Annotated in this window: 15 protein-coding genes and 1 tRNA gene; all 16 read right to left on the reverse strand. The window is 57.3% G+C overall.

The features are described 5' to 3' along the window. A partial coding sequence (locus tag IG617_RS21300) for a GTP-binding protein (RefSeq protein ID WP_254170513.1) occupies positions 1 to 125 on the reverse strand: 125 nt, incomplete at its 3' end. A gap of 41 nt (positions 126 to 166) precedes the next feature. After that, the gene (fusA, locus tag IG617_RS21305) at positions 167 to 2,242 is read right to left on the reverse strand and encodes an elongation factor G (protein ID WP_192111259.1); all 2,076 of its coding nucleotides are present in this window, start codon (positions 2,240 to 2,242) and stop codon (positions 167 to 169) included. Positions 2,243 to 2,266: 24 nt separating this feature from the next. Beyond that, complete coding sequence (rpsG, locus tag IG617_RS21310) at positions 2,267 to 2,737, reverse strand: 30S ribosomal protein S7 (RefSeq protein WP_192111260.1); 471 nt, start codon at positions 2,735 to 2,737, stop codon at positions 2,267 to 2,269. A gap of 12 nt (positions 2,738 to 2,749) precedes the next feature. Beyond that, positions 2,750 to 3,121 carry a 30S ribosomal protein S12 gene (gene rpsL / locus IG617_RS21315; RefSeq protein WP_006936459.1) on the reverse strand — a complete coding sequence of 124 codons (372 nt, stop codon included), beginning with the start codon at positions 3,119 to 3,121 and terminating at the stop codon, positions 2,750 to 2,752. Positions 3,122 to 3,801: 680 nt separating this feature from the next. Then, positions 3,802 to 4,254, reverse strand: coding sequence for a RidA family protein (locus tag IG617_RS21320; protein ID WP_192111261.1), 453 nt, complete (start codon positions 4,252 to 4,254; stop codon positions 3,802 to 3,804). Positions 4,255 to 4,483: 229 nt separating this feature from the next. Continuing rightward, positions 4,484 to 4,780 (reverse strand): regulator, encoded by a 297-nt coding sequence (locus IG617_RS21325; RefSeq protein ID WP_192111262.1) that lies wholly within the window; start codon positions 4,778 to 4,780, stop codon positions 4,484 to 4,486. 82 nt (positions 4,781 to 4,862) lie between these two features. Further along, on the reverse strand, positions 4,863 to 9,062 hold the full coding sequence (gene rpoC / locus IG617_RS21330) for a DNA-directed RNA polymerase subunit beta' (protein WP_192111263.1): 4,200 nt from the start codon (positions 9,060 to 9,062) through the stop codon (positions 4,863 to 4,865). 101 nt (positions 9,063 to 9,163) lie between these two features. Then, positions 9,164 to 13,303 carry a DNA-directed RNA polymerase subunit beta gene (gene rpoB / locus IG617_RS21335; RefSeq protein ID WP_192111264.1) on the reverse strand — a complete coding sequence of 1,380 codons (4,140 nt, stop codon included), beginning with the start codon at positions 13,301 to 13,303 and terminating at the stop codon, positions 9,164 to 9,166. Positions 13,304 to 13,484: 181 nt separating this feature from the next. Beyond that, positions 13,485 to 13,859 carry a 50S ribosomal protein L7/L12 gene (rplL, locus tag IG617_RS21340; RefSeq protein WP_192111265.1) on the reverse strand — a complete coding sequence of 125 codons (375 nt, stop codon included), beginning with the start codon at positions 13,857 to 13,859 and terminating at the stop codon, positions 13,485 to 13,487. Positions 13,860 to 13,918: 59 nt separating this feature from the next. Beyond that, positions 13,919 to 14,437 carry a 50S ribosomal protein L10 gene (rplJ, locus tag IG617_RS21345; RefSeq protein WP_192111266.1) on the reverse strand — a complete coding sequence of 173 codons (519 nt, stop codon included), beginning with the start codon at positions 14,435 to 14,437 and terminating at the stop codon, positions 13,919 to 13,921. A gap of 348 nt (positions 14,438 to 14,785) precedes the next feature. Beyond that, positions 14,786 to 15,484, reverse strand: a complete 699-nt coding sequence (gene rplA, locus IG617_RS21350) for a 50S ribosomal protein L1 (RefSeq protein ID WP_153768569.1) — start codon at positions 15,482 to 15,484, stop codon at positions 14,786 to 14,788. Between the two features lie 4 nt (positions 15,485 to 15,488). Beyond that, complete coding sequence (rplK, locus tag IG617_RS21355) at positions 15,489 to 15,917, reverse strand: 50S ribosomal protein L11 (protein ID WP_153768568.1); 429 nt, start codon at positions 15,915 to 15,917, stop codon at positions 15,489 to 15,491. A 178-nt stretch (positions 15,918 to 16,095) separates the two neighbouring features. After that, positions 16,096 to 16,626 (reverse strand): transcription termination/antitermination protein NusG, encoded by a 531-nt coding sequence (gene nusG / locus IG617_RS21360; RefSeq protein ID WP_192111267.1) that lies wholly within the window; start codon positions 16,624 to 16,626, stop codon positions 16,096 to 16,098. A 54-nt stretch (positions 16,627 to 16,680) separates the two neighbouring features. Beyond that, positions 16,681 to 16,878: a preprotein translocase subunit SecE gene (secE, locus tag IG617_RS21365; protein WP_192111268.1), complete on the reverse strand. Its 198-nt coding sequence runs from the start codon at positions 16,876 to 16,878 to the stop codon at positions 16,681 to 16,683. A 105-nt stretch (positions 16,879 to 16,983) separates the two neighbouring features. Next, a tRNA-Trp gene (locus IG617_RS21370) sits at positions 16,984 to 17,059 on the reverse strand. Between the two features lie 112 nt (positions 17,060 to 17,171). After that, the coding region (locus tag IG617_RS21375) for an EF-Tu C-terminal domain-related protein (protein WP_476705545.1) at positions 17,172 to 17,297 on the reverse strand (126 nt) is incomplete at its 5' end.

Consider the following 17,297-nt stretch of genomic DNA (forward strand, 5'->3'; position numbering starts at 1 on the left):
GCGCCGCCAGCTTCAGCCAGCGTCATCGTGATTGCAGCCGTAAGCGTCGTCTTGCCGTGGTCAACGTGGCCAATCGTGCCAATGTTGACGTGAGGCTTGTTACGCTCAAATTTTTCCTTCGCCATCGGATTACTCCGCTTTCTCTAATTTCTTAACTGAGGTGAGGTCAGGCGTATTTCGCCTGGACCTCTTCGGCGACTGCCTGAGGCACCTGCTCGTAGTGATCGAAGACCATCGAGTACTGGGCACGTCCCTGGGACATGGACCGCAGGTTGTTCACGTAGCCAAACATGTTGGCCAGTGGGACCATTGCGGTGATGACCGTTACAATCCCGCGGTTTTCGGTGCCAGCAATCTGGCCACGACGGGAGTTCAGGTCACCAATAACGTCACCCATGTAATCTTCCGGGGTAACAACCTCGACCTTCATGACCGGCTCAAGGAGCTTCGGACCTGCCTTCTGAACACCTTCACGGAAGCCGGCACGGCCGGCGATCTCGAAGGCGAGAACAGAGGAGTCAACGTCATGGTAGGCACCATCGGTGAGCGTCACCTTGACATCGAGCATCGGGAAGCCAGCCAGCGGGCCGGACGACATGACGCTTTCGATACCCTTGGTAACACCTGGGATGTATTCCTTAGGAATGTTGCCACCGACGACCTTGCTCTCGAAGACATAGCCTTCGTTCGGCTCGGACGGCTCAAGGGTGAACTTGATGCGAGCGAACTGACCCGAACCACCGGACTGCTTCTTGTGGGTATAATCCACATCAGCTGCCTTGGTGATTGTTTCACGGTAAGCCACCTGCGGCGCACCGATGTTCGCTTCCACCTTGAATTCACGCTTCATGCGATCGACGAGAATGTCGAGGTGCAGCTCGCCCATACCGGCGATGATGGTCTGACCGGATTCTTCGTCCGACTTGACGCGGAATGAAGGATCTTCGGCTGCGAGCTTGTTCAGCGCGACGCCCATCTTTTCCTGGTCAGCCTTGGTCTTCGGCTCGATAGCGATCTCGATGACCGGCTCAGGGAACTCCATGCGCTCCAGGATCACCGGCTTCAGCGGATCACACAGGGTGTCGCCGGTTGTGGTGTCCTTGAGGCCTGCGATCGCAACGATGTCGCCAGCATAGGCAACGTCGATGTCTTCACGGGAGTTCGAGTGCATCTGCATCATACGACCGACGCGCTCTTTCTTGTCCTTGACCGTGTTGGTCAGGGTCGAACCCTTGTTCAACACACCGGAGTAGATCCGGCAGAAAGTCAGGGAGCCGACGAACGGATCGTTCGCGATCTTGAACGCGAGCAGGCTGAGCGGCTCATTGTCGTCAGACTTACGCTCGGCTTCGCCTTCGGTCTTCGGATCGATGCCCTTAATGGCAGGAACCTCGACCGGGCTCGGCAGGTAGTCGACAACAGCGTCGAGAAGAGGCTGAACGCCTTTGTTCTTGAACGCAGAACCGCAGAAAACCGGAACGAAGTTGCCAGCAATGGTGCCCTTGCGGATCAGCTCTTTGAGCTTCTCGTTGGTCGGCTCTTCGCCTTCCAGGTAGGCTTCCATGGCTTCTTCGTCGATCTCGACAGCTGTCTCGATCATGGCATCGCGTGCAGCCTGTGCGCGCTCTTTCTGATCGTCCGGGATTTCAACTTCATCCCAAGCAGCGCCGAGGTTTTCAGCCTGCCAGATAAGAGCCTTCATCTTCAGAAGATCGATAACGCCAGCGAATTCGTTCTCTGCACCAACGTTCAGCTGCATAACCAGCGCGTTGGCACCAAGACGGGTCTTGATCATCTCGCAGCAGCGATCGAAATCGGCGCCGAGCTTGTCCATCTTGTTGACGAAGATCATCCGCGGGACGTTGTACTTGTCGGCCTGACGCCAAACAGTCTCGGTCTGCGGCTCGACACCGGCGTTGGCATCGAGAAGTGCAACAGCACCATCGAGAACACGCAGCGAGCGTTCAACTTCAATGGTGAAGTCAACGTGGCCCGGGGTGTCGATGATGTTCAGGCGCTTATCGTTCCAGAACGCAGTCGTAGCAGCGGAGGTAATGGTGATACCACGCTCCTGCTCCTGCTCCATCCAGTCCATGGTGGCTGCGCCATCATGAACTTCACCGATCTTGTGGCTCTTGCCGGTGTAGTAGAGGATCCGCTCAGTAGTGGTCGTCTTGCCAGCATCAATGTGAGCCATGATGCCGAAGTTACGGTAGTCCTCGATTTTATGCGTGCGCGACATAGCGTCAGCCCTTCCGAGTCCAGATTACCAGCGGTAGTGCGAGAAGGCGCGGTTGGCATCAGCCATCCGGTGCGTATCTTCGCGCTTCTTAACAGCGGTTCCACGGTTGTTTGCTGCATCGAGCATTTCACCGGAAAGACGGTCGACCATGGTGGTCTCGTTCCGGTTGCGCGCTGCAGTAATCAGCCAGCGAATTGCGAGTGCCTGACGACGCTCCGTACGTACTTCGACCGGAACCTGGTAGGTCGCACCACCAACACGGCGGGAGCGCACTTCTACCTGAGGCATCACGTTTTCAAGAGCCGCATGGAACACCTCGATCGGGTTCTCGCGGGTCTTGTTTTCGATGATGTCGAATGCGCCATAAACGATGCGTTCGGCGGTCGACTTCTTGCCGTCGTACATGATCGAGTTCATGAACTTGGTGACGACAATATCCCCGAACTTAGGATCCGGGTTGATTTCGCGTTTCTCTGCGCGGTGACGACGGGACATGTAATGTACCTCTTACTTCGGCCGCTTGGCGCCGTATTTGGACCGGCGCTGCTTACGATCCTTGACGCCCTGGGTATCGAGCACACCACGGATAATGTGGTAGCGCACACCCGGCAAATCCTTCACGCGGCCGCCGCGGATCATGACAACCGAGTGTTCTTGAAGGTTGTGACCTTCACCCGGAATGTAACCGATGACTTCGAAGCCGTTGGTCAGGCGGATTTTGGCCACCTTACGCAGAGCCGAGTTCGGCTTCTTCGGCGTCGTCGTGTAAACGCGGGTGCAAACACCACGCTTTTGCGGGCAGGCCTCCATGGCCGGCACCTTGTTCCGCTTTGGCGGATCTTTCCGCGGCTTGCGGATCAGCTGGTTGATGGTCGGCATTCTGTGCCCTTTACCTCGTCCATCCAAAAATTCTTATGCATACCCTGATCACCACTGAGACTGCACATGCAGAATCGCGCCGCCGATCCAATTAAGGATCAGTCAGCGCTGCGGAAACCAGAGGACCACGAGTTGCCTCGCGGTCATGCAATCGACGCGTATTCGCCTATATGAACCCGGCAGCGTTTAAGGTCTTTAGGTCCAGCACTTGGCGCGCTTGAACTCAGGAGAACTTACCGCCTGCCTTCGGGATGCGCGGAAACTACTCAGACGCACCCTTTGCGTCAAGTGCTTTGTTGGAAAATTCGGAGAATGTGCCGATTCAGGCCTTTTCCCGGTTTTTCGCCATTTAGGTCGCTGCCCGGACGCAACTTTACATGCAGTCGGGCTTTGGAAACGAAAGGTTATTTCTTTAGCCGGGTTCAAACCCCGGCGACGAAATGAATCCTTCGTTAACCTGCTGATTCATTCCCGCACAAACAACCCATGGAATCGATCGTCCGGATTCGCATAGCCGCCATGCACTCATTCCGCGAATGATGTTCACTGCCATACTTTTTGTCGCCTACCGGAATCGCGCGGTAGTTCTCTTCAGCGATTACCGTCGGGACCAGGCAAAGAAAAAGGAGGCTTGTCAGACAAGCCCCTCCCTCGTTTGATCAACAAAGATCTGCGTATCGTCACTTCACGCCGATACAGTCGACTTCGACGCGTGCACCGAGAGCAAGACCGCTGGCACCGAAGGCTGCGCGCGCTGGAAACCTGCCAGCTTCAAAATAGCCCTTGTAGACATCATTGAAAGCGCCCCATTCGGAAATATCCGCCAGCATGACCGTGCACTTCACCAAGTTGGTCATTGCATAGCCGTGGGCTTCCAGGGAGGTCTTGATGTTGTCCATGACCTGTGTCGTTTCAGCTGAAATTCCGCCTTCGGCCAATTTCAAGCTTCCAGGCACATTTCCAATTTGCCCCGACAGATAGAGCGTATCACCTGCTTCCACGAGCTCGGAGAACGGCAAAGTGGTCGGCGAGACCTTTCCGGAATTGAGGAAAGTTGGCTCAGCAGCCAGAGAAGAGCCGGCGCCCGCAACAAGCGAGGCAATCATGGCGATCCCGACGTAGACAGATTTCATGTTCTAACCCTCTGGGTTGAGTTTGAATTGGCTTGCATATGCACTGCCTCGTCATCAGTCGACATCACGAGAAACGCACCCGTAAAGGCTAATTGCCAAATCTGACTTTGACAATTCCAACATGTGCGCAGCTCTCGCCTAGGAATTCGGCATCTTTGAACGTCTGGCCCACATGGCGCGCAAACCTTCTAAGGGCGCCCTCCCCTTGCCGGTTGTCAGCGGGTCAAGGTCAATCAGCTTCAAATTTGACGATCGCGACATTACCGGCCAGGGCATCGTGATAGGCGCCTTCATAGACGGGCTCATCCGGTTCGCCGTCCATAACGCCGATCTGGTCCAGCTCGGCTTCGACATACCCCTGCCCTGACAGTGCCTCGAGCGTCTTGCGCACAGCATCGTCATCATCAGCAGCGCGCAGCATCGCGTGGATGGTGATGGCGTTGTCTTCCGTACCCTCTTCAGTATCCCACACGCGGCCGATCACAATGTAGACGGTCGGATCCAGAACCTCTTCCTGGTCAGTCATTCCGAAACTCCTTCGGGTTTGGCTTTACCTAAAAGAAAGGCCGCCCGGAGGCGGCCTTTCAAAGTCTCACACATCGCAGGGCTTATTCTGCCGCACCGCTCAGGTCTTGAAGCAGGCCTTCGGCCGCGCTTTCGGAAGACTGCTGACGCTGCGCGTCCTGAATAAGGTCGTCGCGATGGCTCGCAATCTGGCGAATGCGCTTCATCACCCCGCCCGTACCGGCCGGGATCAGACGACCCACGATAACGTTCTCCTTGAGGCCGACCAACGGATCGACCTTGCCGGTGACCGCTGCGTCGGTAAGAACGCGCGTGGTTTCCTGGAACGACGCTGCCGAGAAGAACGAACGCGTCTGCAGGGAAGCCTTGGTGATCCCCAGAAGAACCGGGTTGCCCTTGGCTGGCTGCTTGGCTTCGTTGACCGCCTTTTCGTTGGCTTCCTCGAATTCGATCCGGTCGATTTGCTCGCCCGGGAAGAATTCGGTGTCGCCGCTGTCGGTGATCTCGATCTTCTGCAGCATCTGGCGAACAATCACCTCGATGTGCTTATCGTTGATGGTCACACCCTGCAGACGATAGACTTCCTGGATCTCGTTGACGAGATAGGCCGCAAGTGCCTCCACGCCCTTGACCGCCAGGATGTCATGCGGTGCCGGATTACCGTCGAGTACATACTCACCCTTTTCAATGGCATCGCCTTCCTGAAGATGGAAGTGCTTGCCCTTCGGGATGAGGTATTCGACGGGCTCGAGCGCCTCGTCCGCCGGATCGATGATGATGCGACGCTTGTTCTTGTAGTCGCGGCCGAAGCGGATCGTACCGGTGACTTCCGCGATAATCGCATGGTCTTTCGGACGGCGGGCTTCGAACAGTTCCGCAACGCGCGGCAGACCACCGGTGATGTCCTTGGTCTTGGCGCTTTCCAGAGGAAGACGCGCCAGAACGTCACCAGCTTTTACAACTGCGCCCTGCTGCACCGACAGGATCGAGTCCACAGAAAGCAACAGCCGTGCATCGCTGCCACGTGTTGTCTTGGCGACCTCTCCCTTGTCGTTCTTGACGACGATCGCAGGCTTCAGGTCCTGACTGCGCTGATTGGAACGCCAGTCGATGACAACACGCTTGGTGATGCCAGTCGCCTCATCGGCGGTTTCCTGAACAGAGGCACCGTCAACCAGATCCTCGAAGTCCACGACACCGTCAACATCCGAAAGCATCGGACGGGTGTATGGATCCCATTCGGCGATCCGCTGGCCACGCTTAACGTTGTCGCCCTCGTCAACATGCAGCTTTGAGCCGTATGTGACACGGTGCACCGCACGCTCGTTGCCGTCGCTATCCGTCACAACGATCGACATGTTCCGGACCAGAGCAATGAGATTGCCCTCAGAGTCACGGGCCACAGCGCGGTTGCGCATGGAGATCGTGCCGTCAACGTTGGATTCGATGAACGATGAATCCACCACCTGAGCCGTACCACCAATGTGGAAGGTACGCATGGTCAGCTGGGTACCCGGTTCGCCGATCGACTGCGCGGCGATGACACCGACAGCTTCACCCATGTTCACTGGGGTACCGCGTGCAAGGTCACGACCGTAGCAGGTCGCACAGACGCCGGTCTCGGTTTCACAGGTCAGAACCGAGCGGATCTTGATCTGCTGAACCTTCGCGGCTTCGATGAGATCAACATCTTTCTCGTCGATCAACCGGCCTTTCGGAACGATGATTTCGCCCGTCTGGTGGTTGTAGACGTCTTCAGCCGTTGTCCGGCCAAGAACGCGCATGCCAAGGTTTGCAATGACGTTACCGGCATCGACGATCGGAGCAACGGTAATACCGCGCTCGGAACCACAGTCCTGCTCGATGATGATCGAGTCCTGCGCAACGTCAACAAGACGACGGGTCAGGTATCCCGAGTTCGCTGTCTTCAGAGCCGTATCGGCCAGACCCTTACGGGCACCGTGCGTGGAGTTGAAGTACTCCAGAACCGAGAGGCCTTCCTTGAAGTTCGAGATGATCGGGTTTTCGATGATCTCGCCCGACGGCTTGGCCATCAGACCACGCATACCGGCCAACTGCTTCATCTGCTGGGGCGAACCACGAGCACCGGAGTGCGACATCATGTAAACCGAGTTCATCGGCTTTTGACGTCCGGTCTCCTCGTCGACCTGAACAGCCTTAATGCGGGCCATCATCTCGTCGGCGACCTTGTCGGTGCACTTCGCCCAAGCATCAACGACCTTGTTGTACTTCTCACCCTGGGTGATCAGACCGTCGTTGTACTGCTGTTCGTATTCGGTTGCGAGCGCGGATGTCTCGGCCACAAGCTTCTGCTTGGTGTCCGGGATAACCATGTCGTCCATACCGAAGGAAATACCAGCGCGGCAAGCGTTGGAGAAACCAAGCTGCATGATGCGGTCACAGAAGATGACCGTCTCTTTCTGACCGCAGGCACGGTAGACCGTGTCGATCATCTTGGAGACGTCCTTCTTCGTCATCAGCTTGTTACAAGCGTCAAACGGGACTTCATGATGCTTGGGCAGCAGCTCGGAGATGAGCATCCGGCCCGGTGTGGTTTCGAAAATCTCGCTGACTTCATTGCCATCAGCATCGATGTTCCGGTAGCGGCCACGGATCTTCGTGTGCAGCGTGATGACCTTGTTCGCGATCGCATGATGGATCTCGCCAATGTCACTGAACACCATGCCTTCGCCCGGCTCGTTCTCTGCCATGATCGACAGATAGTAGAGACCCAGAACAATATCCTGCGAGGGAACGATGATCGGGCCACCGTTCGCCGGATGCAGAATGTTGTTCGTGGACATCATCAGCGTACGTGCTTCAAGCTGCGCTTCCAGGGAAAGCGGTACGTGAACCGCCATCTGGTCACCGTCGAAGTCAGCGTTGAACGCAGTACAAACGAGCGGGTGCAGCTGAATCGCCTTACCTTCGATCAGGGTCGGTTCGAACGCCTGGATGCCAAGACGGTGAAGCGTCGGCGCGCGGTTCAGGAGAACCGGGTGCTCACGGATCACTTCGTCGAGGATATCCCAGACTTCCGGCCGCTCTTTTTCCACCAGCTTCTTCGCCTGCTTCACCGTTGAGGAGAAGCCCTTGGCATCAAGGCGGGAATAGATGAACGGCTTGAAGAGCTCGAGCGCCATCTTCTTCGGCAGGCCGCACTGGTGCAGCTTGAGTTCCGGACCAACTGTGATGACCGAACGGCCGGAGTAGTCAACGCGCTTACCCAGAAGGTTCTGACGGAAGCGGCCCTGCTTGCCCTTGAGCATGTCGGACAGCGACTTCAGCGGGCGCTTGTTGGCACCGGTGATGACACGGCCACGGCGGCCGTTGTCGAACAGGGCGTCAACAGACTCCTGCAGCATGCGCTTTTCGTTCCGGATGATGATGTCCGGAGCACGCAGCTCGATCAGGCGCTTCAGACGGTTGTTCCGGTTGATAACGCGGCGATACAGATCGTTCAGATCCGAAGTCGCGAACCGGCCACCATCAAGCGGAACCAGCGGACGCAGATCCGGCGGGATCACCGGAACCACGGTCATGATCATCCACTCGGGCTTGTTGCCCGATTCCATGAAGGCTTCGATGACCTTGAGGCGCTTTGCCAGCTTCTTCGGCTTCAGCTCGGTCGTCGCTTCCGCAATCTCGACGCGCAGCTGTTCGCTGATGCGCTCCAGATCGAGGCTCATCAGGATTTCTCGGATGGCTTCCGCACCGATCATCCCGGTGAAAGCGTCTTCGCCATACTCGTCCTGCGCCGCGACATAGTCTTCTTCGGACAGAAGCTGATGCTGCTTGAGCGGTGTCAGACCCGGCTCGAGAACGACGTAGTTCTCGAAGTAGAGAACCCGCTCCAGATCCTTCAGCGTCATGTCGAGCAGAAGGCCGATGCGGCTCGGTAGGGACTTCAGGAACCAGATGTGCGCGACAGGCGCTGCCAGTTCGATGTGGCCCATGCGTTCACGGCGAACACGTGACAGCGTGACTTCCACACCGCACTTTTCGCAGATAACGCCTTTGTACTTCATGCGCTTGTACTTCCCGCAAAGACATTCGTAGTCCTTGATCGGGCCAAAGATACGCGCACAGAACAGACCGTCCCGCTCAGGCTTGAACGTACGGTAGTTGATCGTTTCCGGCTTTTTGATTTCGCCGAAAGACCAGGACATGATCTTCTCCGGGCTCGCAAGCGAGATCCGGATATTGTCGAAGGTCTGTGTCGGAGCCTGTTGATTGAACAGGTTCATGACCTCATGATTCATGGTCTATCTCCTTCAATGCGCGGAGGGGGAGCGAGCCCGTTGGCTCCCTCCCCGTTTCCGGCATTCCAAGTCCTAATTCGGTCTTTTTCATGCCCTTGAGGTTATTCGGCTGCATCAGCAACCGATTCTGCCTCGATTTGGGCTTGGTCGGTACGCTGAAGTTCAACGTTCAGACCGAGGGACCGCATTTCCTTCACAAGCACGTTGAAGCTTTCCGGAATACCCGCCTCGAAGGTGTCGTCGCCGCGAACGATGGCCTCATAGACCTTCGTACGACCGGCAACGTCATCCGACTTGACCGTCAGCATTTCCTGCAGCGTGTAAGCTGCGCCGTAAGCTTCAAGCGCCCAGACCTCCATCTCACCGAAGCGCTGGCCACCGAACTGCGCCTTACCACCCAGCGGCTGCTGGGTAACGAGCGAGTACGGGCCGATCGAACGGGCGTGGATCTTGTCATCCACGAGGTGGTGAAGCTTGAGCATGTAGATGTAGCCCACGGTCACCTGCCGATCGAACTCTTCACCGGTACGGCCGTCATAGAGGGTCGACTGACCGCTCGGCTTCAGGTCGGCAATGTTGAGCGCTTCAACGACATCGGGCTCGCGTGCACCATCGAAGACTGGCGTCGCAATGGACACACCCTTCTTGAGCTGTTCGGCAAGGCGGACGACACCTTCGTCGTCGTAGTCCTTGACGCTGTCGCCCTTCAGGTTGTCGCCATAGATCTCGATCACCTTTCCACGAAGTTGATCGATTTCACCCGACTTGCGGTACTGGTCGTAGAGTTCTCCGATACGCTGGCCCATGCCGGCACAAGCCCAGCCAAGGTGCGTTTCGAGAATCTGACCGACGTTCATGCGCGATGGCACGCCGAGCGGGTTCAGCACGATGTCGACGTGCGTTCCGTCTTCCAGGAACGGCATGTCTTCGCAAGGATTGATCTTGGAGACCACACCCTTGTTGCCGTGACGGCCCGCCATCTTGTCGCCCGGTTGAAGCTTGCGCTTCACGGCAACAAAGACCTTGACCATCTTCATGACGCCCGGCGGAAGTTCATCACCGCGCTGCAGCTTCTCGACCTTGTCGATAAACCGCTGCTCGAGACGTTTGCGGCTGTCGTCATACTGACCGCGCAGAGCCTCGATTTCGCTCATGAACTTTTCGTCGTCGACGGCAAACTGCCACCACTGCGAACGCGGGTATTCATTCAGGAGGTCGCCATCGAGGGCGGTGTCCTTCTTGAAGCCCTTGGGACCACCGATGGCGGTCTTGCCGAGAAGCATTTCAGCGAGACGACCGTAGACGTTACGGTCCAGGATCGCCTGCTCATCGTCACGGTCCTTCGCGAGACGTTCGATTTCCTCACGCTCGATCGCCATCGCGCGTTCGTCTTTTTCCACACCGTGGCGGTTAAAGACGCGCACTTCGACGACAGTACCGGAAACACCCGGCGGCAGACGCAGGGAGGTATCGCGTACGTCGGAAGCCTTTTCACCAAAGATGGCGCGCAGGAGCTTTTCTTCCGGCGTCATCGGGCTTTCGCCCTTCGGCGTGATCTTGCCGACAAGGATATCGCCCGGATGCAGTTCTGCACCAATGTAGACGATGCCCGCTTCGTCGAGGTTCTTGAGAGCCTCTTCGGAAACATTCGGAATATCACGGGTGATCTCTTCCGGACCAAGCTTGGTATCGCGCGCCATCACTTCGAATTCTTCAAGGTGGATGGACGTGAAGACATCGTCAGAAACGATGCGCTCGGACAGAAGGATGGAATCCTCGAAGTTGTAGCCATTCCAGGGCATGAACGCGACGAGCACGTTCTTGCCGAGGGCCAGATCGCCAAGGTCCGTGGACGGGCCGTCAGCGATGATGTCACCCTTGGTGATGACATCGCCCACCCGAACCAGCGGACGCTGGTTGATACAGGTGTTCTGGTTGGAACGCTGGAACTTCATCAGACGGTAGATGTCGACGCCGGACTTACCCGGATCCAGATCTTCCGTCGCGCGGATCACGATACGGGTCGCATCGACCTGGTCGACGATACCTGTCCGGCGTGCGCCGATGGCAGCACCGGAATCGCGAGCCACGACAGCTTCCATACCGGTTCCAACATAAGGCGCTTCGGCGCGTACCAGCGGCACGGCCTGACGCATCATGTTCGAGCCCATCAGAGCGCGGTTCGCATCATCGTTCTCAAGGAACGGGATCAGCGAGGCTGCGACTGACACAAGCTGCTTCGGCGACACGTCCATGAGGTCAACGCGTTCCGACGGAACCATGGTGTTTTCACCTGCGTGACGACAGGTGATCAGCTCGGTGGTGAACTTGCCGTCTGCATCATATTCTGCGTTGGACTGGGCAACGTAGTGCTTTGCCTCTTCCATCGCGGATAGATAGACGACCTCATCGGTCACCGTGCCGTCTTTCACCTTGCGGTACGGGCTCTCAATGAAGCCGTACTTGTTGACGCGAGCGAAGGTGGCAAGCGAGTTGATCAGACCGATGTTCGGGCCTTCCGGCGTTTCAATCGGGCAGATACGGCCGTAGTGCGTCGGATGAACATCGCGGACTTCAAAGCCTGCGCGCTCGCGGGTCAGACCACCTGGGCCGAGAGCCGAAAGACGACGCTTGTGAGTGACTTCCGAAAGCGGGTTCGTCTGATCCATGAACTGCGACAGCTGCGAAGAACCGAAGAACTCGCGAACAGCAGCAGCTGCCGGCTTGGCGTTGATCAGATCCTGCGGCATCACCGTGTCGATCTCGACAGAGCTCATACGCTCCTTGATCGCACGTTCCATGCGCAGCAGGCCAACGCGGTACTGATTTTCCATCAGCTCGCCGACAGAACGAACACGGCGGTTGCCGAGGTTGTCGATGTCGTCGATCTCGCCCTTGCCGTCACGCAGTTCAAGCAGAACACGAATGACTTCGAGAATGTCTTCCTTGCGAAGGACCCGAACCGTGTCTTCACACTCGACGTCGAGACGCATGTTCATCTTCACGCGGCCAACCGCGGACAGATCGTAGCGCTCGTCATCGAAGAACAGCGACGTGAACATCGCCTCTGCGGTGTCGATCGTGGGCGGCTCACCCGGACGCATGACGCGGTAGATGTCGAAGAGCGCATCCTCACGGGATTCGTTCTTGTCGGCAGCCAGCGTGTTGCGGATGTAAGGACCGGTGTTGACGTGGTCGATGTCGAGAATCGGCAGGTCATGATACCCGTGTTCGATCAGCTCTTCGAGAACCTTGCCAGTGATTTCAGCGCCAGCTTCCGAGTAGATTTCACCGGAGGTTGCGTCGACAAGGTCTTCGGCAAGGTACTGGCCGTGCAGATCTTCATCAGTGACCTTCAGGGCTTCGACACCCTTTTCGGCCAGCTGCTTGATCGTGCGTGCCGTGATCTTGCGGCCGTTTTCAACAACGACTTCACCGCTGTCGGCATCAACAAGGTCGAAAGACGCCTTGGTGCCCTTCAGACGGCTGCCGTCGAACGGCATGCGCCAGGAACCATCCTTGGCGCGCTTGTATTCGATGCGCTTGTAGAAGGTGTTGAGGATCTCTTCGCCGTCGAGGCCAAGAGCCATCAGCAGCGAAGTGACCGGAATCTTGCGGCGGCGGTCGATACGCGCATGGACAATGTCCTTGGCGTCAAACTCGATGTCGAGCCACGAACCACGGTAAGGAATGACGCGCGCAGCAAACAGGAGCTTGCCGGAAGAGTGCGTCTTGCCCTTATCGTGATCGAAGAACACGCCAGGGGAGCGGTGCATCTGGGAAACGATCACGCGTTCGGTGCCGTTGACGACAAAGGTGCCGTTCGACGTCATGAACGGCATGTCGCCCATGTAGACGTCCTGCTCCTTGATGTCCTTGACGGACTTGGCGCCGGTGTCTTCATCAACATCGAAAACGATCAGACGAAGCGTCACCTTGAGCGGCGCGGAGAAGGTCATGCCACGCTGGCGGCACTCATCCACGTCGTATTTGGGCTGCTCGAACTCGTAAGATACGAATTCCAGAAGGGACGTTCCTGCAAAATCGGAAATCGGAAACACGGACTGGAAGACGGCTTCAAGGCCATCAACCTTGCGGCCACCACCCGGCATCTCGTCAACCTGCAGAAACTGGTCATAAGACGCTTTCTGCACTTCGATGAGATTGGGCATTGCCGCAACGTCGCGGATGGATCCGTAGTATTTCCGGACTTTTTTGCGACCGTTGAACGTTTGGGTCATTGTCGCTCCTCGTATCGGCCGGGTAACGGCTGGCCGAAACGCCCCTTATCCAATCGGGCCGTGGCCCAGGCGCTTCGGAAAACCGTCCCCCTATTGGGACAGTCGCCCCGGAAACGGGAAAACCCGCCGGGGCAAGAATGCGGCCCCGGAAACCCGGGACCGCAAGGGTTCTAAAACCCGATTACTTCAGCTCGACGGAAGCGCCAGCTTCTTCAAGCTTCTTCTTCAGTTCTTCAGCTTCGTCCTTCGGTGCGCCTTCCTTGACCGGCTTAGGAGCGCTTTCTACGAGCTCCTTAGCTTCTTTCAGGCCAAGACCGGTGATTGCGCGGACTTCCTTGATGACGTTGATTTTCTTGTCGCCAGCAGCGGTCAGAACAACGTCAAACTCGGTCTTTTCTTCAACAGCAGCTTCACCAGCACCACCAGCAGCGGCAGCAACCGCAACTGGAGCAGCGGCGGAGACGCCCCACTTTTCTTCAAGCAGCTTGGACAGTTCAGCAGCTTCCATAACTGTCAGTGCAGACAGGTCTTCTACGAGCTTATCGAGATCAGCCATTTTCTTAGTACCTTAAAATTCGAACCAGTAATTGGTTACAGACAGTGTGTTTAGGCGCCTTATGCGGCCTCGTCCTTCTTGGCGTACGCGCCGAAGACGCGGGCAAGCTGCCCGGCCGGTGCGTTGACAACCTGAGCGATCCTGGATGCTGGCGTCTGAATCATGCCAACCAGCTTTGCACGCAGCTCATCGAGCGACGGCATGGTTGCCAGTGATTTGACCCCATCCGGGTTCAGGTTGGTGGAGCCAAGAGCACCACCAAGGATAACGAGCTTGTCGTTTGCCTTGGCGAAGTCGGCGACTGCTTTCGGGGCTGCGACTGGATCTTCCGAATAGGCGATCAGAGTCGGGCCCTGAAACAGGTCACTAATGTGCTCAAGTTCCGTGCCTTGAAGGGCAAGTTTCACAAGGCGGTTCTTTGCCACTTTGACAGAGCCACCAGCATCACGGACGGACGACCGAAGGGACGTCATCTGTGAAACCGAAAGACCTGCATAGTGCGCGACAACTACGACGCCGGTATCACCCAGCTCGCTGTTGAGAGCTGTCACGAACTCGTGCTTTTCCGCTCTTTCCACTTGCCTTCTCCATTTGGTGGCGTTGCCGCCACCGGTTTGCCTTTGCCGCTCGCTATCGGTTCCCGAACCCGGGAACGTCCACAAACGGCGCTCAGGGGTCCTGTCCCCTCGCACACGCGGAGCGCGCGGCAAGGCATGGTTCGAACCAATTCCTCCCCTTGCGGGGACAATCCGGTTCTCACCCATCTATGCAGGCCCGTAGGGCTTAAACCGGTTTCCCGGCACCTGCAGTCTGAGACAGGGTGGTTCGGCGGTTTCCCGTCGAACCGATCCAACCGGTTACCCGGTTGGAAACTGTTGCGAAGCGGGCCTTATGTCAGACCCGCCTCGTTTAATCCGCAGTGCGGATTATTCCGCCGCGATCGATCCCAGATCGACCTTGATGCCAGGGCCCATGGTCGAGGACACCGCAATACGCTTCAGGTAAGAACCCTTTGCGCCGGTCGGCTTTGCCTTCTGGATCGCATCGATGAGCGCCTTGACGTTCTCGCTCAGAGCTTCCTTGGTGAAGGAAACCTTGCCGACACCGGCATGAACGATACCAGCCTTCTCGACGCGGAACTGAACGGCACCGCCCTTGGCGTCGTTGACAGCGGCAGTAACGTCTGGCGTCACGGTACCGATTTTCGGGTTCGGCATCAGGCCACGCGGACCGAGAACCTTACCGAGACGACCAACGAGCGGCATCATGTCAGGTGTCGCGATGCAGCGATCAAAATCGATCTTGCCGGACTGGACTTCAGCAACCAGCTCTTCAGCACCAACGATATCTGCGCCAGCAGCCTTGGCTTCATCAGCCTTGTCGCCACGTGCAAAGACAGCAACCTTGACGGTCTTGCCCGTGCCGTTCGGCAGAATGCACACGCCGCGGACCATCTGGTCTGCGTGACGCGGATCAACGCCGAGGTTGATTGCCAGCTCGACAGTTTCGTCGAATTTCGCGGTACCACGTTCCTTGACCAGGCCAAGCGCCTCGTCGAGAGCGTAAGTTGCGTCGCGGTCGAGACCCTCACGGGCCGCACGAATGCGTTTTCCTACCTTCGCCATGACCTTACTCCGTTACCTCGAGGCCCATGGAACGGGCGGAGCCTTCAACCATCAGCATTGCTGCATCGATGTCGTTGGCGTTCAGATCCTTCATCTTGGCTTCAGCGATCTCGCGAACCTGCGCCTTGTTGACGGAACCGACGGTGCCACGACCAGGGGTGGCAGCCCCCTTCTGCAGCTTTGCAGCCTTCTTCAGGAAGAAGCTGACCGGAGCCGTCTTCACTTCGAACGTGAAGGACTTGTCAGAGAAGTAGGTGATGACGGTCGGGCACGGAGCACCCTTTTCAACATCCTGGGTCTGGGCGTTGAACGCCTTACAGAATTCCATGATGTTCAGACCGCGCTGACCGAGCGCCGGACCAATGGGGGGCGACGGTGTCGCAGACCCGGCCGGCACCTGCAGCTTCAGGTAACCTTCAATTTTCTTCGCCATTTTTATCTCCAATAGCGTCTGTTCCGACATTCCGCCGGAACATCAAAGGAGTTGGTGGTCTGGCCATTCTGGCATCCGGCGAAGAATGCCGTGACCTACCACCCACTAAACGCCCGCACCGTTTGCACGGTACGAACACACGAAGGCACCGCCAGATGGCGATGCCGGTACAGTCAGATCAAAGCTTGTCGACCTGACCGAATTCCAATTCGACCGGTGTTGCACGGCCAAAGATCGAGACCGCAACCTTGAGCCGGGCCCGCTCGTCGTCGACTTCCTCGACAAGGCCCGAGAAGGACGCAAAAGGACCATCGGACACGCGAACCTGCTCGCCAACCTCGAAGGTCACGGACGGCTTCGGACGATCGACACCTTCCTGGACCTGATGGATGATCCGCATGGCTTCCTTTTCAGGAATCGGCATCGGCTTCTGATCAGAGCCAAGGAAGCCGGTCACCTTCGGAGTGTCCTTGATCAGGTGGAACGCCTCGTTGGTCATGTCCATCTTCACCAGCACATAGCCGGGAAAGAACTTGCGCTCAGCGTCGACCTTGCGGCCACGGCGCACTTCAACGACCTTTTCCATCGGGACGAGAATTTCCTCGAACAGATCGGAAAGACCCTGCTGTTCGGCCTTCTCGCGAATGGAATCGGCGACCTTCTTCTCGAAATTCGAATAGGCGTGCACAATGTACCAGCGCTTGGCCATAACCCTCAGATCCGTTTCTTTTTCTTTTGAACTCTCGCAGACGTCGTACAGCTGTTAGCCGTTAACGCCGAGCAGCAACCCAATCCCCCAGCCCATCAACTGATCGGCAGCAAGGAAGAAGATCGACGCAACCAGCACCATGACAAACACCATGACGGTCGTGATTGCGGTTTCGCGGCGGGTCGGCCAGGTGACTTTCGACACCTCGGAGCGCACCTGCTGCGTGAATGTAAAGGGGTTGGTCTTGGCCATTCCGATTCCGGTCTGTTAAATACGAGTGGGCGCGCAGAAAACTCCGCGCGCCTCACCCGAGACATCTATCTAAGCTCTCGGGAGCCAATGATCAAGAGCAAAATTTGGCAGGGGCAGCAGGGTTCGAACCCGCGACCTACGGTTTTGGAGACCGTCGCTCTACCAGCTGAGCTATACCCCTTCAGGAAGGACGTTCACACGACCCTTGCTCCTGATAGTCCCTCTCCCCGCAATGCGCAAGTTTCAGGACAAAATGAATGCCGGGCGAGCAAGCCGCCCGGCATTCGAATTCATTACTCGACGATTGAGGCGACGACGCCGGCGCCGACGGTACGGCCGCCTTCGCGGATAGCGAAGCGCAGGCCTTCTTCCATGGCGATCGGCACGATCAGCTCAACAACAACAGACACGTTGTCGCC

The organism is Roseibium polysiphoniae, from assembly GCF_014842925.1.
GTDB classification, from domain to species: Bacteria; Pseudomonadota; Alphaproteobacteria; order Rhizobiales; family Stappiaceae; genus Roseibium; species Roseibium polysiphoniae.